This window comes from Pseudobutyrivibrio ruminis DSM 9787, assembly GCF_900218035.1.
GTDB classification, from domain to species: Bacteria; Bacillota; Clostridia; order Lachnospirales; family Lachnospiraceae; genus Pseudobutyrivibrio; species Pseudobutyrivibrio ruminis.
In genome coordinates, this window is record NZ_OBMR01000010.1 from 1 (window position 1) to 16111 (window position 16111).

Here is a 16111-nt window from a genome sequence, read left to right on the forward strand (position 1 = left end):
TGGCAGTATCAACATACTTACTATAGAACTGCTTTAAAGGAGCATGGTATTATCCAATCCATGTCTCGTAAAGGTAACTGCTATGATAATTGTATTATGGAGACATTCTTTGGAAGATTAAAAAATGAGATGTATTATGGCTATGAGAAAGATTATTCTTCTTTTGAAGAATTCTCAAAAGCAGTTGAAGAATATATAGATTACTATAATAACAAAAGAATTCAGGCAAAAACAAAATGGATGCCACCTGTACAATACAGGGTAGCATCCATGTGTTTAGCCTAGTTCATAAATATGTGTCCAGGATTCTGGGTACATATCACAGGGCGTCCTTTTTATTGTGTTAGGCCCAAAACAAACTACAAGCCTAGTGGCGTCCGTTGCCGCTGTCGTAGAGTTTTTGGATTTCTGGTGGAAGCTTGTCGGGGAGCATGGCATTGATGCGGTCTTCGCTGCCGTCTGCGATGGCTTGGTCGTAGTACCAGCATTTGTATTTGAGCATATCTAGGGTCTTTTGAAGGTTTGCTATTTCGGCTTCCACAGCATCGCGGCGGGCTTCAAAAAGAGCTTTTCTGTCGGCGTAGGTTTCAGCGCCTTTTGTGGTCATCTCCATAAACTGCTTGATTTCTTTTATTTCTAAGCCGGAGCTTTTTAGGCATTCGATGATGTGGAGAGCTCCGATTTCTCTATCTGAAAATTTCCTGATTCCAGATTGGCGTTCCATGTTAGGAAAGAAGCCTTCTTTGTCGTAGTATCTAAGTGTGGATACAGGTATATTAAACATTTCTGAAACTTGTCCAATTGTGTACATAGATATTCCTCCAAAATTTTTTCAAATTAAAGCTTGACCTAAAGTTAACTTTAGGTATTAACATACAACCATCGTATCACGATTTTGAAATAAATTCAATTTATAATAGCAAATGGAGGTATTTAAAATGATTAAGGTTGAGAGTTTAAATTTAGTAACAGATTGGGATAAGACATTTCCAAAGAGCGACAAACTGGATCATCAGAAGGTTACATTTGTAAACCGCTATGGCATCACTCTTGCTGCAGATATGTACACACCTAAGAACGCTAGTGGAAAACTTCCAGCAATTGCAGTATCTGGCCCATTTGGCGCAGTAAAAGAGCAGTGCTCAGGCTTGTATGCCCAGACAATGGCAGAAAGAGGTTTCCTTACAATTGCATTTGATCCATCATTTACGGGTGAGTCTGGTGGAAATGTTAGATACATGGCATCTCCTGACATTAATACAGAGGATTTCATGGCTGCAGTAGATTTCCTTTCATTAAATGAAAAGGTAGATCCTGATAGAATCGGCATCATAGGTATCTGTGGTTGGGGCGGAATGGCACTTAATACAGCAGCTCTTGATACAAGAATTAAAGCAACTGTAGCCGCTACTATGTACGACATGACAAGAGTTAATGCAAATGGCTACTTCGATTCTGAGGATAATGAAGAAGCTAGATATCAGAAGAAAGCTGCTATGTGTGCACAACGTCTGGATGACTTGAAAGCTGGCGAATATCAGCTTGGTGGCGGAGTTGTTGATCCGCTTCCAGAGGATGCCCCATTCTTTGTTAAGGATTACTATGATTATTACAAGACTGACAGAGGATACCATAAGCGTAGCCTTAATTCTAACGGTGGATGGAATGTGATTGGATGTGAGTCATTCATGAATCAGCCAATATTAAAGTATACAAATGAAATCAGAAGTGCAGTTCTAATTATACATGGAGAAAAAGCTCATTCCCTTTACTTCGGCAAGGATGCATATGAGAACATGACAAAAGACAGTAAATATACTGCAAATAAAGAGCTCATGATTATTCCTAATGCAAGCCATACAGATCTTTATGATGGTGGTGATAGCAATTATATTCCATTTGATAAGTTACAGAGCTTCTTTGAGGAAAATTTGAAGTAATAATAAAAAGACTATTGACACCGTGTCAACACGGTGTTATAGTTATCCCATCGATTGACACAATGTCAATCGGAAAGGAGTAAAGAAAATGAAAAAGAATATCGGAGCACAGTTAGCATTATATCCAGCACCAGTTATTGTGGTAGGAGCTATGGTTGATGGAAAGCCAAATTGGACATTAGTAGCACATGCAGGCACAGTTGCCCATAGTCATTTGATGGTTTCTATGGTTCAGACTCACTACACAAACAAGGGCATCAGAGAAAACAAGATGTTCTCTATCAATGTAGTTGATGAGTCATGGCTCAAGGAAGCTGATAGAATGGGTATTGTCAGTGGAAATAAGGAAGATAAGTCAGGTGCCTTTGAATACACAGTAGGAGAAAATGGTGCACCTCTTATCGATGCAGCAAAGATTTCTATTGAGTGTGAGATGGATTACAACTATGAATTAGAAAACTTTGATAATTTCATTGGAAAGATTCTTGCAACTTATGCAGACGAGTCAGTACTTAATGAAGCAGGAAAGATTGATTATCACGTATTCAAGCCAGTATTATTTGAATTCCCAACATACGAGTACTTTGTTACTGGCGAGAAGGTTGGAGACTGCGCTAAAATGAACAAATAATATATTGACATTTGAGGATACAAGCCGTACTCTATTAGTCGCCTAGTTAATTAAAACAGGGATTAATATTATAGGGTAGGTAAATAATATGAATGTTAAATCCGTAATCAAAGAACTTTTCATTCTTACAATTGCCATAATAATTATAGGTGCGGCGGTATTCTTTTTCCTTATGCCAAGTCATGCAGCAGTTAGCAGTATTTCAGGCTTTGCCATTGTGTTAACCAATTTCATACCATTTTCAGTTTCGCAAATCACCATGGTTTTGAATGTGGTATTGCTGATAATTGGTTTTATCACTTGCGGTCCAGAATTTGGTTATAAGACAGTCTATACATCAATTTTGCTTCCTGTTGTAATTGGTGTATTTGAAAAAATGTTGCCAGGCTATACATCTCTTACAAACGATGCTACTCTCGATGTTGTTTGCTACATATTTGTAGTTAGTATCGGTAGCGCGATTTTGTTTAATAGAAATGCGTCATCAGGTGGATTAGATATTATTGGAAAGATTTTAAATAAGTATTTCCGCATCGATATTGGAAAAGCTATGTCTATTGCGGGGCTGTGCATAGCATTGTCTTCGGCACTTGCTTATGATTCAAAGACAGTTGTTTTAAGTATACTTGGAACATATTTGAATGGAATGGTACTTGATCATTTTATATTTGACCAGAAATTAAAAAGACGTGTATGTATAGTTTCACCATATGAAGCTCAAATTAGAGATTACATTCTAAATGAGCTTCACAGTGGTGCCAGCGTTTACAAGGTGACAGGAGCTTACAGAATGGAAGAGCACGATGAGATTATCACTATTGTTGATAAAGGCGAATTCCAAAAGCTCATGGCCTATATAGATAAGGTAGACCCAAAAGCATTCGTTACTGTTTATAAAGTTAGCGATATGCAATATCAATCAAAAAGTATGCCGGAAAGGGTGTTTTAGTCGTCATTGCGACTTACCCTGCTTACAATCAAAACTAATCTAAGTAGTTGAAGGATAGTAGTAAATAAAGCTGCCACATAGGTAAGCGCTGCTGCCTTCAACACTTTTTTTGCACCTCTATGCTCATCTTCTTCTAATAATCTATCCTCATCGAGAATTCTAAGTGCACGCGCACTAGCATCAAATTCCACTGGAAGAGTAATCAACTGAAAAATAACTACAAATGAAAAAAGGTAAACACCAAGCTCTGCAATTGTAGAGTACCCTAGTAAAAGACCGATGAGAATAATTGGCCATGAAACTTTTGAACCAATATTCGCTAGAGGTACAGAAAGAGCGCGAAGTTTAAGTGGTGCGTATGACTCTTTATGTTGGATGGCATGACCGCATTCGTGAGCGGCTACACCGATTGCAGCGACACTTGTCTGGCCGTAAGTTGCATCGGAAAGACGAAGTACTTTTTCATTTGGTGAATAATGATCAGTCAGATTTCCTCTTATCCGTTCTATTTTTACATCATAGATACCAGCGGAGTGAAGTATGTGTTCTGCCACTTGGTTAGATGTAAGTCCTCGATAATTTCTAATTCTATTGTATTTGCTAAATGTGCCCTGAACATTCATAGATGCAAGTGCACTGATAGCAGCACCTATCAATACAAGAATAAGTGTTGGATCTATGCCATAACCGTATCCATATCCGTAGTACATTATTATTCCTCCTATAAATAATCTTTTTATTAGTATAAATCTATCCACTGATTTTTACTAATTAAAAAGTCTAAAAAGATTATTAATTTAAAGGATGTCGGGAAAATGAAAGGCTTTTGGTTGTCGGAATTGACATCGTGTCAGCAAGATGGTATAGTATAGATAATTGACATGGTGTCATCGGATTGGAGGGGTTTTATGAGCATTGCAGTAAATCTTAGATATAAGGGTGAAAACGGAGCAGCGAAGAAATTTGCTGAGGAAATGATAAGCAGTGGTACTGTTCAGAAAATCAGGGAAGAGGCAGGTAATCTTCGCTATGAATATTACACTTCCTTTGATGACCCTGAAACAGTATTGTTGATAGATAGCTGGGAGAACCAGGAAGCAATTGATGTGCATCATGCATCACCTATGATGGCTAAAATTGCAGAGCTTAGAGAGAAATATGATTTGCATATGACAGTGGAGCGTTTTACTTCAGATGCGCTTCCTGAGCAGGATCAGTCATTTATAAGAAAGTAGTGGTGGCCAAATGGCAGTTGAATTAAAAGAAACTATTGATAAACGTAGAGAAGAAATAATGGATGCTTGCGAAAAGCTTTATGAAACAAAAGGCTTTCATAGTATCACAATAAAGGATATCAGCACAGAAACCAGTTTTTCTCGTCCATCTATCTATAATTATTTTCAAACTAAGGAGGAGATTTTCCTAGGGATTCTCACCAGGGAATATTTGAAATGGAATGAGGCATTGAGGGAAATTATTGATGGTGGCAAGAAGCTTGATGCAGATAATTTGGCTAAGGCCATTGCAAAGACAATGGAGGATAGAAAAACACTTCTAAAGATATCTGCAATGAACCTCTATGAGATAGAGGATAATAGTAGATTGGAATTATTGGCAGAGTTTAAAAGTGCTTTCAAGGAATCTGTAGATATTTTCGAAGAGTGCCTGGCAAAGAATTTAGAGGGGATTGATAAGAAAAAATGCGAACAGATTAGATATGCATTCTTCCCTTACATGTATGGCATCTATCCTTATGTTTACCCTACGGACAAGCAGATGGAGGCCATGGACCAGGTAAAGCTGTCATATGCAAAGACTACTATCTACAACATGTCATACGATTTTTTGAAATTGATTTTTGAATAAATAAAAAACTAAAATATAAAATATAAAATATAAAATGATTTATAGGAGGGTATCTATGGCATCTAAAGTTTATTTTATTAAAGACGTTACAGCAGAAGCTGTAGTAAAAATGTACGATAAGCTTGGAATCACATTACCAGGTAAGGTTGCCGTAAAGGTGCATTCTGGTGAGGAAGGCAATCAGAATTATCTAAAGCCTGAATTCTGGAAACCGATGGTAGAGCATGTGAACGGCACCATTGTAGAGTGCAATACAGCCTACGAAGGTGAAAGAAACTACACAGATAAGCATATCAAATTATTAAAGAGACATGGCTGGAATGAGTTTTTTGATGTTGATTTGATGGATGCTGAAGGACCAGATATTGAAATTCCAGTCAAAAACGGTACCCATCTTAAGACTGATATAATGGGAAAGAACTTCCTTAACTACGATTCAATGCTTGTACTTTCTCATTTTAAGGGACATCCAATGGGAGGCTACGGCGGAGCTTTAAAGCAGCTTTCAATTGGTTGTGCATCATGTGCAGGCAAGGTAAAGATTCATTCGGCTGGCAAATATAATAAAGCCAGCGAGCAGGATATTGTTTGGAACGACTTGCCAGAGCAGAACGCTTTCCTTGAAAGTATGGCAGAGGCTGCATCAGCAGTAGTCGATCACTTCGGAAAGAACATTGCGTTTATCAATGTTATGGCAAATATGTCAGTAGACTGTGACTGCTGTGCAGTAGCTGAGGACCCATGCCTTAAGGATATCGGTATCCTTGCAAGCTTGGATCCGGTTGCAATCGATAGAGCTTGTCTGGATTTGGTATACGCTTCAAAGGATGTTGGGCGTGACCACTTCCTTGAGAGAGTTACATCCAGAAATGGCGAGCACACACCTGCTACAGCTGCAAAGCTTGGCGTAGGAAGTCTTGAATATGAATTAATAGAATTATAGGATATAGGGAGGCTGATCAATCAGCCTCCTTTTATTTTTGATAAAGCACTCTGATGATGATAAAATATATAAATATTTAGTGATTAAAGAAAGGTTATTATGAACGAAGCAATTGTTACATTAAAAAAGGGCGAAGGCCGCACAATTAAGGCTGGAGGTGCCTGGATATTTGATAATGAGATAGACTCAGTTATGGGTTCTTTTGAGAATGGAGATATAGTAGTTGTCCATGATTTTGATGGATACATGATGGGCCGTGGTTTCATCAACACTAATTCCAAAATTCGTGTCCGCATGATGACACGAAAAAAGGATCAGATAATTGATGATGAATTTATCAAAATGAGAGTGCAGAATGCCTGGGATTATCGTAAAAACGTATTACTTGAAAAGGATCTGAACTGCTGTAGAGTGATCTTCGGAGAGGCAGATTTCCTTCCAGGCCTTGTTATCGATAAGTACGATGATGTGCTTGTTGTGGAATCACTTGCACTTGGCATAGATAAGTTTAAGCTACAGATTGTAGATTACCTTAAAGAGGCTATGGCTGCAGACGGATATAGCGTTCGCGGCGTTTATGAGCGTAGCGATGCAGCAGTCCGCAAGAAAGAGGGCTTAGCGCCATATAAGGGATTCATTGGAGATGAGTTCGATACAAACGTGGAAATCGTTGAAAATGGTGTTCACTACATGGTAGATGTAGTAAACGGCCAGAAGACAGGTTTCTTCCTTGATCAGAAATATAATCGTCTAGCTATCCAGCGTCTTTGCAAGGGCAAGAAAGTTTTGGATTGCTTTACACACATGGGCACATTTGCCCTTAATGCTGGAATCGCAGGAGCGGCAGATGTAACAGGTCTTGATATATCAGAGTTTGCAGTATCTCAGGCTACAGCAAATGCAAAGCTCAACGGCTTGGATTCAACTGTTAAATTCCGTCAGGCAAATGTTTTGGATGAGCTTCCAAAGCTTGCAGAAGCTGGGGAAAAGTATGATGTTGTAATTCTTGACCCACCTGCTTTCACAAAGTCGCGTGAGGCTACAAAGAACGCAATGAAGGGCTACCGTGAAATCAACATGAAGGGATTGAAGCTTGTAAAGGACGGAGGCTACCTTGCTACATGTTCTTGCTCTCATTTCATGACTCAGGAACTCTTCGTAAAGGTAATTGGTCAGGCTGCACAGGCGGCTCACAAGCGCCTTCGCCAGGTAGAATTCCGCACACAGGCCCCAGACCATCCAATCCTCTGGGCCGCTGACGAAAGCTACTACCTCAAGTTTTTAGTGTTCCAGGTTGTTGATGAGAAATAAAGAGTAAAAGGGACTCTTGTTATGAAGAAAGAAATATTAACAGTTAACGTAAAACTTACAAAGTTTGATGAAGTGAAAGGGCGAAGTGGAGAAGCACTGATGATTCACTTCGATGGAGATGCTACCGGAGAATACTTCAACGGAATAATTCTTCCAGGCGGAGTGGACACCCAAAGGGAAATGAAAGGTAGTGCCAGAGTTTTATCAGCTAGATATATTCTTGAAGGAAAAGATTTCAAGGGGAATGCTTGTAAAATCTTTGTAGAGAACAATGGCTCATTTGATGAAAATGGAAATATTGTTACTCATCCAACTATTCTTACCGACAGCATCGATTTAGCGTTTTTGGAGACTGCAGATATTACCGGAACGATATCGGATATTCCTGGTGGGGTACAGATACATTTGTGGATGGATGAGAAAGCAAAAGTTTTATATTAAAGAGGCTGATATGGCAAAAAAGATTGTGATTGCAGTTGTTGGTTTGTTACTTTGCGGGGCAATGGTTTGTATGGTGAGTTGTAAGCAAAATGAAACAGTTTCCCAAGAGCAGGCAAAAGAAACGGAAAGTGCTGAAACAACACTATCAGAAGACGAAATAATAGAAGATGATGTTGTTTCAACAGATGAAACAGACGAAGAAGATGATGAGGTTACTAATCAGGGAGAAACAAAAATGACTACCACAAATGTAAAAGACACAGAGAACTTTTATGGAATAGAATTCATAGAGGATAGCGAGATCTTTGCACGAATCAAAGGAAAATCCTACAAGGATGACTGCACAATTCCAGTATCGGATTTACGATACCTTCACGTGCTCCACGTAGGCTTTGATGGACAGACTCATGAAGGTGAAATCATCTGCAACAAATCTATAGCAGAAGACCTCCTTGAAATCTTCGAAGCTTTATATGAGGCGGAATATCCAATCGAAAAAATAAAGCTAGTGGATGAATACAACGCAGAGGATGAAGCCTCAATGGCTGACAACAACTCATCATGCTTCAACTTTAGATTCATCAGCCATACCACAAAGGTTTCAAACCATGGCGCAGGCCTAGCTATCGACATCAACCCTTTGTACAATCCATACGTCAAAACCGTGGACGGCGCCCTCAGTATCGAACCAGCCAACGGAGCACCATACGTAGATCGCAGCGCCGACTTCCCATACAAAATCGACGAAAATGACCCGGCCTACCAGCTCTTCACATCCCACGGCTTCACCTGGGGCGGCGCCTGGACCTCCTCCAAAGACTACCAACACTTCGAAAAAGCAGACTAGGTCGCCCACTCAACCTATTGAGTTGCCACTGTATGTAATACACAGACATCACGAACTATATATTTGTTTTCATAGCAAGACTTAGGGTTAATTGCGTGATTTTGGAATGAGCTTAGAATAATAAAAACAGGTTTTGTAATATGTAAGCATGAGGCGCCATGGACGGCGCCAAAAGCCCGACAACGAAATGGACTGAGTTAAAGGGCGGTGCTTATATATACAAAACCTGTTTTTTAATTATTCTTAGCAAATGTAATATGAACGCAATTATCCTAAGCCTTGTATGAAAACAGTATGTAAAACTACATGTCTGTGCTTTACATACTTGCGTAGTGCAGCAGGAAGAATGGTAGGCTTCCATAGTACATGAGGAAGGCGAAGGCCAGGCCCATGATGTAGATGAGCGTGTTGTATAGGAGGCGGCGTCGGTAGGTTGGGAAGTCGCCGGAAATTGTGGTGACTCCGGTGCTTGGTTCGAATCCGTTGTCTGCGTGCATGCCAAGGAATAGTAGGGCTACGGCCAGTCCAAAGATTGGCATGAATGGCATGTAGTAACGGGATGCGAAGCCTCCAAGGTAGCCGCGGCTTTGGAATGAGCCGTAGGCGCTTTTAAACTGGTAGAGGAATGTTACTATCAGTGAAATCCATCCTGCGATGACTGGGAGGCTGAGCTTGCCAGCACATTTCTTTACGGCAGGTGTGAATACAAGTGCTGGGATTACCCAGAGGATTTCGTATGGTATGGCTGTGAGGCTGTATACGTATGTTTTTGTGAAACGGTATACGGATTCAATGCCGGACCATGATAGGAAAAATCGCTCCATGTAGTAGGAAATGTATTGGGCGAAGTCGTAGGTGCGACGCTCCGATTCGGCAACGTAGTATATCGTATTTTCGAAGTATTCCTTTGAGGAGATAAGCTCCAATGAAGGATGTAATGTGCCATAGCGAGAGTAAATGATTCCGTAGTATGCGATAGCTATGACGTATATTGGTAATGATATGAAGAAGGCCTTGCAAATAAGTGGTGCGAGGCTTTTTTCTTTTATCATAGTTGCTATCAGTACGATAAGTGCCATTACAATGCAAAGAATGGCTGCGGTAAGCTTTGTCAAAAGTGATGCTGTGATGCCAAGCGCTACTAAAACATAAGTTAGTATGTTGCGCTTGCCCTCACTAAATCTAATTAATCCAAGGATGCAAAGTGCTGCAGTTGTAAGCGTAAGTGCATCATTTGTTACGGCGCAAAGCTCATATGAAAGCATTGGTATTGATGATACAGTCATTGCGTATACAAGATGAAGCCATGGCATATCCTTTGATAATCTGGAGTAGCCGATGTAGAAAAATAGCAAAAGTCCAATGATGCTGATGCCTAAGCTGAAGTATCTAAGCTGCATTTTTTGGATTGTAATAACTACATCTGATTCTGTTGGAGAAAAGCCACCAGCAAGACGCATGATGTGATAATAAAGAGGTGGGTGGCATAGATAGTTAACAAGATCTTCCATGTAAGCATAGTTTGGAATTTCCGACCATTTCATAACAACATTGCTGAAGATGTGCATGTCTTCGAAATGAGGAATAATCTCACCTGTGCTTTCCAGGTAATAAACGTATGCAATGTGGGCTGATTCATCTGGCGATGTGTCAGGCACATAGTTGGCGTAAAAGACGCCTGCACTTGTAGTGAATACTAAACAAAACAGGTATATAAAAGCTATAAATGCCTTTCTGCCTTTTACGTTGATTGCAAAATAAAAGGCAGCAATAGCTAATATAAAAAACACTGCGATTAAAATGTAAGCTACTAATTTCATTATTTCTTAACTCCACTCAATTTACTTGAAATCTTATTAATAACTGATTTTGCATTCTCAATGAAGAATGAATCAGCAAGTATAAGCAAAAGAATAAAATATACTGCGGCTCCGCTGACAATCATGATAAATGTTGCGATGATTGTGTTTGGCAGGAGACGACTTTCTATTATAAGTAATAGTAACATCATAGCTGCAGAGAATAAATACTTTGGTATTGGCGCTATGATGCGCTTGATTTCCAGTTCTTTTCTAATGACGAATAGCTGGATGATAGCGATTGATGCTTCGGCGATGACAGAAGCGATTGCAGCTCCATAAGAGCTAAGCTTTGGTATTAACATCAGGTTGAAGCAGAAGTTGATAACTGCCCCGTAAAGCACTGTCTTTGTGTATAAGTTTTCCCTTTTTGTTGGAACTAAATATTGGATGCCGGTTACATTGTTGATTGAGATGGCTACTGTGATAGCTGAAACAATCTTTAAAAGCACGATTACTTTTTCATAGCCTGGGCCGTAGAACCACGGAATGAAATTGTCGGCAATTCCAAATAATCCAAACATAAGAGGTAAGCCTAAAAACCATGCAAATCGGTAGGCCTTGTACATGGCATTTCGGATTGCTTCTTTATTGTTTTCTTCGAAGTATCTGCCAATGCGAGGCACCATAACTGTGGACATTGATGTGACTAGTACTAGCACCATTTTAGTGATTCGCATAGCCTGTTCATAGTAGCCGTTTTCGGTGCTACCACCGTTGATGAGGCGAATCATGATCTTATCTAAATATTGATATATTTGAACTGCAATGGTTGGCAAAAACAATCCAAGAATCACATGTGTATCAGCAAATGGTGTAAGCTCTGATTTTGAAATCTTTGTGAGATACTTTGGAAGGTATGCCCAAAGTGAGACATGGCCTGCCATGGTGATGATGGCAGTGGCTGCAGTGTAAAGAGCCAGGTCGTTTTCATCTTTGATAAGGGTAAAAACCATTGCCAGGTTTATTAATCTAAAAATAGCATTACGTCCAACAATTTTGCCAAACTCCTCAAGACCTTGGAAGAACCATGATGTATCACAGGCAACATTGATTATTTCGATGAACTGAATGATGTAAATAATCATCCATTCTGGTCTTAGGGCAAAAACAAAAATGCCGTAGATTAGAAGGAATATTGCAGTAGAGGTACATCTGAAAATTACTGTGTTCCAAAATACCACAGAACGTCTGTGAGCATCAGCCTGCACATATGAAATCTCACGCTGACCATAAGTGGATGTGCCCAAGGTGGCAAAAATAATGAAAAATGCAGCAATAGCAGTTACATAAGAAAATACACCGATGCCATCTACGCCCAGCACTCTGGAAATATAAGGGGCGGTCAGAAGTGGTGTGATAATAACCAGTAATTGATATGCTACATTATATATATAATTCTTTCTTACATTTTTCTCTTTCATGAAAGTATTGTCCTAAAGGTATTATAGTTTTCCAAGTAGTAGAATTAGTCGAAGCATAACTTCTCCTGAAAAACTTCTGCGAAGATGCTTATGATAAAAAGTCTTTTTGAGGATTTTTTTTGAATTAAAAACATCCAAAAATCTTTTTGTCTCAGTATCAACCTGGCTGTAAAACAATTCAGAAAAGCACTTTAACATCTGCCTTGTTCGAGGACAGAAATCACCATTTAAAACCTTATCCACTCTCCATTTAATCTTTTTGATGATACCAAGATTTGTGGATGATACTGCGTCACTGTGGCGTCTATATTTGGCTAAAGGCTTTTCACTGTAAATGATTTGTCCATTTAATCCCAGGGCAATCAAAGTGACCCATTTATCATGATAATAAATATCTTTGGAGTAATTGTTATCAAATGAAAGCTCTGCAAGCTTTCTGTTTATCATCATGGTGAAACCGGGAAATACTCCTTCGAAGAAAAGATTCTCAAAGGTGACTCCTGTCATAGGATTAGCTTCGTTGAAAGTGCCGGTCACATTCAACACATCATCACATATATAGTAATTAGAAGCAAAAAGAATGGGCGTATCCAAGTTTGCCTTTTCGAAATAAGACAAAGCCACTTCTAGTTTATCCTCTTCCCAATAATCATCCTGATCGCAAAAAGCAAAATAAGAAGCATCACTATTTGTAAGAGCATATTTGGCGATGGTGCTAAAGCTTTCTCCGAATCCTAAATTTTTATTTGTATCTTCTGAAACATCGTTGATGACAACAATTCGTGAATCTGTAGAAGCTAAATTATGAATGATGTTTAAAGTGTCATCACTAGAACCGTCATCTCGAATATATAAAACAAAGTCTGAAAAAGTCTGTTTCAGTATGCTTTGTATTTGTTCTGTAATATATTTTTGCCCATTGTAGGTGGACAATAAAACTGAAATGGTTGCCATAAAAGCGCGCCTTTCACATGTAATTAAATATAGACTATTCTAAAACAATACCCTAGGCAATGCAAGGAATGCGCAAGTGTGGTATACTTATACAAACTGTGTTGTCAGGGATTATAATATGGAACAATTTAGTCAACTGGATTCCCTTATCAATGGGAAGAAGGTTCTTTATATAACAACTAAAAATTTAGATTACATCAGAGTTTCCCAAGAGATTAATTATCTATCGCATTTGGCATCTCAGGTAGAGATAATCGGAAGCAAATCTTCTAGCTATCCAAAGCGCCTTGCATTTGTGTTTGCTAGCTTGTTCAAAAAGTCCATGAAAGACATTGATATTGTATTTGTGGGATTTGCTCCTCAGCTTATTATGCCTTTTTTCTCTTGGAAGTTTAAAACAAAGACTGTCATTATCGACTTCTTTATTTCGGTATATGACACTATGGTGCTTGATAGAAAGAAGTTTAGGGATAGCGGTTTCCTTTCAGGGCTCTGCCATCGTCTTGATGAGAGTACCCTTAAAAAAGCTGATTATATAGTGTGTGACACAAAGGCTCATGGTCAGTTTTTTGCAGATGAGCTTGGTGCTTGTCAGGAAAAGCTTAGGGTTCTATATCTTGAGGCTGATGCAAGCATCTATTATGCAAGGGATAAAAAGTCATCGGATTCACAGAAAAAGGTTTTGTATTTTGGATCTATTTTAAATCTTCAGGGAGTGGATGTGATTTTAGATGCACTGAAGCACTTCAAGGATGATACAGATATTACCTTCGAAATAATTGGTCCAGTGCCATCAGCTATGGACAAACCAATCCAGGATAATATATCTTATATAAACTGGCTCAGTCAGCAGGAGTTGGCGGAGCATATTGCTCAGGCAGATTTATGCTTGGCAGGCCATTTTTCAGGAACCATCGATAAAGCAAAAAGAACAATTCCTGGAAAGGCCTACATATATCAGGCTATGGGCAGGCCAATGATACTAGGAGATGGCCCGGCCAATCACGAGCTGTTCACACCAGACAGCAGCCATATTTTTGTAAAAATGGGAGATTCTACAGCGTTAGCTGAAGCAATAAAAGATTTTTTTCGATTATGAGTGAAATAAAAGAATATAAGCAACCTACTAATAAAATAGAAAAAGGATTACTTTATCTGCAACATTACGGTTTCAAAAAGACTGTAGCAAAGACAGTTAGAAAGCTGATGAAACACGATCAGGAGCACTACAGCTACAGACAGTTCCTGAAAGAAAATCCAATCACAAAAGAAGAATTAGATAAGCAAAAGCATACTGTTTTTAAATACAATCCAGTTATCAGTATCGTAATTCCGTTATATAACACAAAGGAAGAATTTCTTATAGAATTAATTCGGTCCTTTACAGCTCAGACATATCCACACTGGCAGCTTTGCCTTGGTGATGGAAGTCCAGAGGAAGGCTTAAAGGATATCATTCTTAAAGCTACAGACGGCACCTGGGATGAAAGAATTGTTTATAAAAAGCTTCAGGACAATACAGGTATTGCTGGAAATACAAATGCAGCAATGGAGCTTGCTACTGGAGACTATATCGGATTTACGGATCACGATGATCTCATCACTCCAGATGCAATGTACTATATTGCAAAAGCTTTAAATGAAGATAATACAATCGAAGCTATTTATTCTGACGAAGACAAAATTGACATGGAAGGCAAGGAATACTTCCTTCCTCACTTCAAGTCAGATTTTAATATTGATTTGCTTTGCTCTCATAACTACATCACACATCTTTTTGTAGTTAGAGCAGACATTGTAAAAGAGAGCGGTGGAATTCTCTCAGAGTTTGATGGTGCACAGGACCACGATTTCGACCTTAGAGTTTTGGAGAAATGTACCAATATATATCACATTCCTAGGGTGCTTTATCACTGGAGATGCCATCCGGATTCAACTGCAGATCATCCAGAGGCAAAAATGTACGCTTATGAAAATGGTAGACGAGCAGTGGAAAACCACTACAAGCGCCTTGGTATACCAGCACGTGTAGAGCTCGATACACACCTTGGATATTATCGTACAATCTATCAGTGGCCAGATTCACCACTTCTTTCTATTGTGATTCCAAACATGAATCACGTAGAGGATTTGAAGGCATGCATCGATAGCATTGTGGAGAAAAACGACTATCCAAATGTGGAGTTTGTAATTGTAGAAAACAATTCTACAGAGGAATCAATCCGAAACTACTATACACAGCTTGAAAATAGAACAGATATTAAAGCGAAGGTTGTTGATTTCACAAAAGAACATCCAGATACCATGGGAGTCTTCAACTATTCAGCACTTATGAATTACGGTGTTTCTAAGGCAGAGGGGGAGTACATCCTGATGCTCAACAACGACACTCGCATGATTAATGCAGACAGCATTTCAGAGATGATGGGATTCGTTCGCAGAAGTGATGTAGGTGCTGTAGGCGCAAGACTCTATTTTGGAAATAACACTGTACAGCATGCAGGCCTTGTACTTGGGCTTGGTGGAGTTGCCAACTCACAGTTCTTAGGAAGTGGCAGAGAGCAGGTTGGCTATTTCTACAGAAGCACTTGCGTTCAGGATTTATCAGCTCTTACTGGCGCATGCTTGCTTACTAGCAAGTCAGATTTTGAATCAGTTGGAGGATTTGATGAAAGCCTTGCAGTTGCCTTCAACGATGTAGATTTTTGCCTTAAACTTCGTGCCAAGAATTTACTGTGCGTTTACACTCCATTTTCAGAGTGGTATCATTTAGAGTCGGTGAGTCGAGGGTTGGACCTTGAGGATGAGGGCAAAAAGGCGCGTATGGAATCAGAGACAGAGTACTTTATGTCAAAGTGGCAGTCAGTGCTTGATAAGGGAGATCCATACTACAACCTAAATCTATCACTCACCAAATTCGACTATTCATTTAGAAGTAAGGAGTAG

Annotated in this window: 17 protein-coding genes; 12 read left to right on the forward strand and 5 right to left on the reverse strand. The window is 39.3% G+C overall.

The window, feature by feature from the left end; all coding sequences use genetic code 11:
* Positions 1-285 (forward strand): IS3 family transposase (locus tag CRN97_RS10550; RefSeq protein WP_143483261.1); only part of this gene is annotated, 285 nt, incomplete at its 5' end.
* A gap of 82 nt (positions 286-367) precedes the next feature.
* Here CRN97_RS10550 and CRN97_RS10555 read toward each other — a convergent pair.
* Positions 368-811 carry a MerR family transcriptional regulator gene (locus CRN97_RS10555; protein ID WP_097076860.1) on the reverse strand — a complete coding sequence of 148 codons (444 nt, stop codon included), beginning with the start codon at positions 809-811 and terminating at the stop codon, positions 368-370.
* Positions 812-938: 127 nt separating this feature from the next.
* Between CRN97_RS10555 and CRN97_RS10560 the strand changes: the two genes are divergently transcribed.
* From CRN97_RS10560 to CRN97_RS10570, 3 genes are all read left to right on the forward strand, one after another.
* Entirely contained in the window at positions 939-1940 is a 1002-nt protein-coding gene (locus CRN97_RS10560) for an alpha/beta hydrolase (protein WP_097076861.1), read from the forward strand.
* A gap of 88 nt (positions 1941-2028) precedes the next feature.
* A complete protein-coding gene (locus tag CRN97_RS10565) occupies positions 2029-2571 on the forward strand; it encodes a flavin reductase family protein (protein WP_097076862.1) in 543 nt (180 codons plus the stop codon).
* 88 nt (positions 2572-2659) lie between these two features.
* Positions 2660-3520: a YitT family protein gene (locus CRN97_RS10570; RefSeq protein ID WP_097076863.1), complete on the forward strand. Its 861-nt coding sequence runs from the start codon at positions 2660-2662 to the stop codon at positions 3518-3520.
* Here the strand turns inward: CRN97_RS10570 and CRN97_RS10575 are convergent.
* Positions 3517-4230, reverse strand: coding sequence for a zinc metallopeptidase (locus CRN97_RS10575; RefSeq protein WP_044935450.1), 714 nt, complete (start codon positions 4228-4230; stop codon positions 3517-3519). The two genes, CRN97_RS10570 and CRN97_RS10575, sit on opposite strands and share 4 nt — an antisense overlap.
* Positions 4231-4428: 198 nt before the next feature.
* On the opposite strand from CRN97_RS10575, the gene CRN97_RS10580 reads away from it, so the two are divergent.
* The 6 genes from CRN97_RS10580 to CRN97_RS10605 all read left to right on the forward strand — a co-directional run bounded on the left by CRN97_RS10580 (position 4429) and on the right by CRN97_RS10605 (position 8928).
* A complete protein-coding gene (locus CRN97_RS10580) occupies positions 4429-4755 on the forward strand; it encodes a putative quinol monooxygenase (protein ID WP_044935452.1) in 327 nt (108 codons plus the stop codon).
* A gap of 10 nt (positions 4756-4765) precedes the next feature.
* On the forward strand, positions 4766-5386 hold the full coding sequence (locus tag CRN97_RS10585; RefSeq protein WP_097076864.1) for a TetR/AcrR family transcriptional regulator: 621 nt from the start codon (positions 4766-4768) through the stop codon (positions 5384-5386).
* Positions 5387-5441: 55 nt separating this feature from the next.
* A complete protein-coding gene (locus tag CRN97_RS10590) occupies positions 5442-6329 on the forward strand; it encodes a DUF362 domain-containing protein (RefSeq protein WP_097076865.1) in 888 nt (295 codons plus the stop codon).
* Between the two features lie 99 nt (positions 6330-6428).
* Complete coding sequence (locus CRN97_RS10595) at positions 6429-7640, forward strand: class I SAM-dependent rRNA methyltransferase (RefSeq protein WP_179670741.1); 1212 nt, start codon at positions 6429-6431, stop codon at positions 7638-7640.
* Between the two features lie 21 nt (positions 7641-7661).
* Entirely contained in the window at positions 7662-8081 is a 420-nt protein-coding gene (locus CRN97_RS10600; protein WP_097076867.1) for a DUF3237 family protein, read from the forward strand.
* Positions 8082-8091: 10 nt separating this feature from the next.
* Positions 8092-8928: a M15 family metallopeptidase gene (locus CRN97_RS10605; protein WP_242962073.1), complete on the forward strand. Its 837-nt coding sequence runs from the start codon at positions 8092-8094 to the stop codon at positions 8926-8928.
* A gap of 317 nt (positions 8929-9245) precedes the next feature.
* Here CRN97_RS10605 and CRN97_RS10610 read toward each other — a convergent pair whose 3' ends face one another.
* The 3 genes from CRN97_RS10610 to CRN97_RS10620 are packed head-to-tail and all read right to left on the reverse strand — an operon-like array spanning position 9246 to position 13165.
* Positions 9246-10748: a hypothetical protein gene (locus CRN97_RS10610; protein WP_097076868.1), complete on the reverse strand. Its 1503-nt coding sequence runs from the start codon at positions 10746-10748 to the stop codon at positions 9246-9248.
* Positions 10748-12211, reverse strand: a complete 1464-nt coding sequence (locus tag CRN97_RS10615; protein WP_097076869.1) for a flippase — start codon at positions 12209-12211, stop codon at positions 10748-10750. Before CRN97_RS10615 ends, CRN97_RS10610 begins: the two co-directional genes overlap by 1 nt.
* A 21-nt stretch (positions 12212-12232) precedes the next feature.
* A complete protein-coding gene (locus CRN97_RS10620) occupies positions 12233-13165 on the reverse strand; it encodes a glycosyltransferase family 2 protein (RefSeq protein WP_097076870.1) in 933 nt (310 codons plus the stop codon).
* A 118-nt stretch (positions 13166-13283) separates the two neighbouring features.
* Between CRN97_RS10620 and CRN97_RS10625 the strand changes: the two genes are divergently transcribed.
* On the forward strand, positions 13284-14264 hold the full coding sequence (locus CRN97_RS10625; RefSeq protein WP_097076871.1) for a glycosyltransferase: 981 nt from the start codon (positions 13284-13286) through the stop codon (positions 14262-14264).
* Positions 14261-16111, forward strand: a complete 1851-nt coding sequence (locus tag CRN97_RS10630) for a glycosyltransferase family 2 protein (protein WP_097076872.1) — start codon at positions 14261-14263, stop codon at positions 16109-16111. The genes CRN97_RS10625 and CRN97_RS10630 overlap by 4 nt, the downstream gene beginning before the upstream one ends.

Coding starts and splice junctions, on each gene's coding strand:
- CRN97_RS10600 (WP_097076867.1), top strand. CDS start 7,662: ATGAAGAAAGAAATATTAACAGTTAACGTAAAACTTACAAAGTTTGAT.
- CRN97_RS10610 (WP_097076868.1), bottom strand. CDS start 10,748: ATGAAATTAGTAGCTTACATTTTAATCGCAGTGTTTTTTATATTAGCT.
- CRN97_RS10590 (WP_097076865.1), top strand. CDS start 5,442: ATGGCATCTAAAGTTTATTTTATTAAAGACGTTACAGCAGAAGCTGTA.
- CRN97_RS10625 (WP_097076871.1), top strand. CDS start 13,284: ATGGAACAATTTAGTCAACTGGATTCCCTTATCAATGGGAAGAAGGTT.
- CRN97_RS10570 (WP_097076863.1), top strand. CDS start 2,660: ATGAATGTTAAATCCGTAATCAAAGAACTTTTCATTCTTACAATTGCC.
- CRN97_RS10555 (WP_097076860.1), bottom strand. CDS start 811: ATGTACACAATTGGACAAGTTTCAGAAATGTTTAATATACCTGTATCC.
- CRN97_RS10605 (WP_242962073.1), top strand. CDS start 8,092: ATGGCAAAAAAGATTGTGATTGCAGTTGTTGGTTTGTTACTTTGCGGG.
- CRN97_RS10615 (WP_097076869.1), bottom strand. CDS start 12,211: ATGAAAGAGAAAAATGTAAGAAAGAATTATATATATAATGTAGCATAT.
- CRN97_RS10630 (WP_097076872.1), top strand. CDS start 14,261: ATGAGTGAAATAAAAGAATATAAGCAACCTACTAATAAAATAGAAAAA.
- CRN97_RS10580 (WP_044935452.1), top strand. CDS start 4,429: ATGAGCATTGCAGTAAATCTTAGATATAAGGGTGAAAACGGAGCAGCG.
- CRN97_RS10565 (WP_097076862.1), top strand. CDS start 2,029: ATGAAAAAGAATATCGGAGCACAGTTAGCATTATATCCAGCACCAGTT.
- CRN97_RS10595 (WP_179670741.1), top strand. CDS start 6,429: ATGAACGAAGCAATTGTTACATTAAAAAAGGGCGAAGGCCGCACAATT.
- CRN97_RS10620 (WP_097076870.1), bottom strand. CDS start 13,165: ATGGCAACCATTTCAGTTTTATTGTCCACCTACAATGGGCAAAAATAT.
- CRN97_RS10575 (WP_044935450.1), bottom strand. CDS start 4,230: ATGTACTACGGATATGGATACGGTTATGGCATAGATCCAACACTTATT.
- CRN97_RS10560 (WP_097076861.1), top strand. CDS start 939: ATGATTAAGGTTGAGAGTTTAAATTTAGTAACAGATTGGGATAAGACA.
- CRN97_RS10585 (WP_097076864.1), top strand. CDS start 4,766: ATGGCAGTTGAATTAAAAGAAACTATTGATAAACGTAGAGAAGAAATA.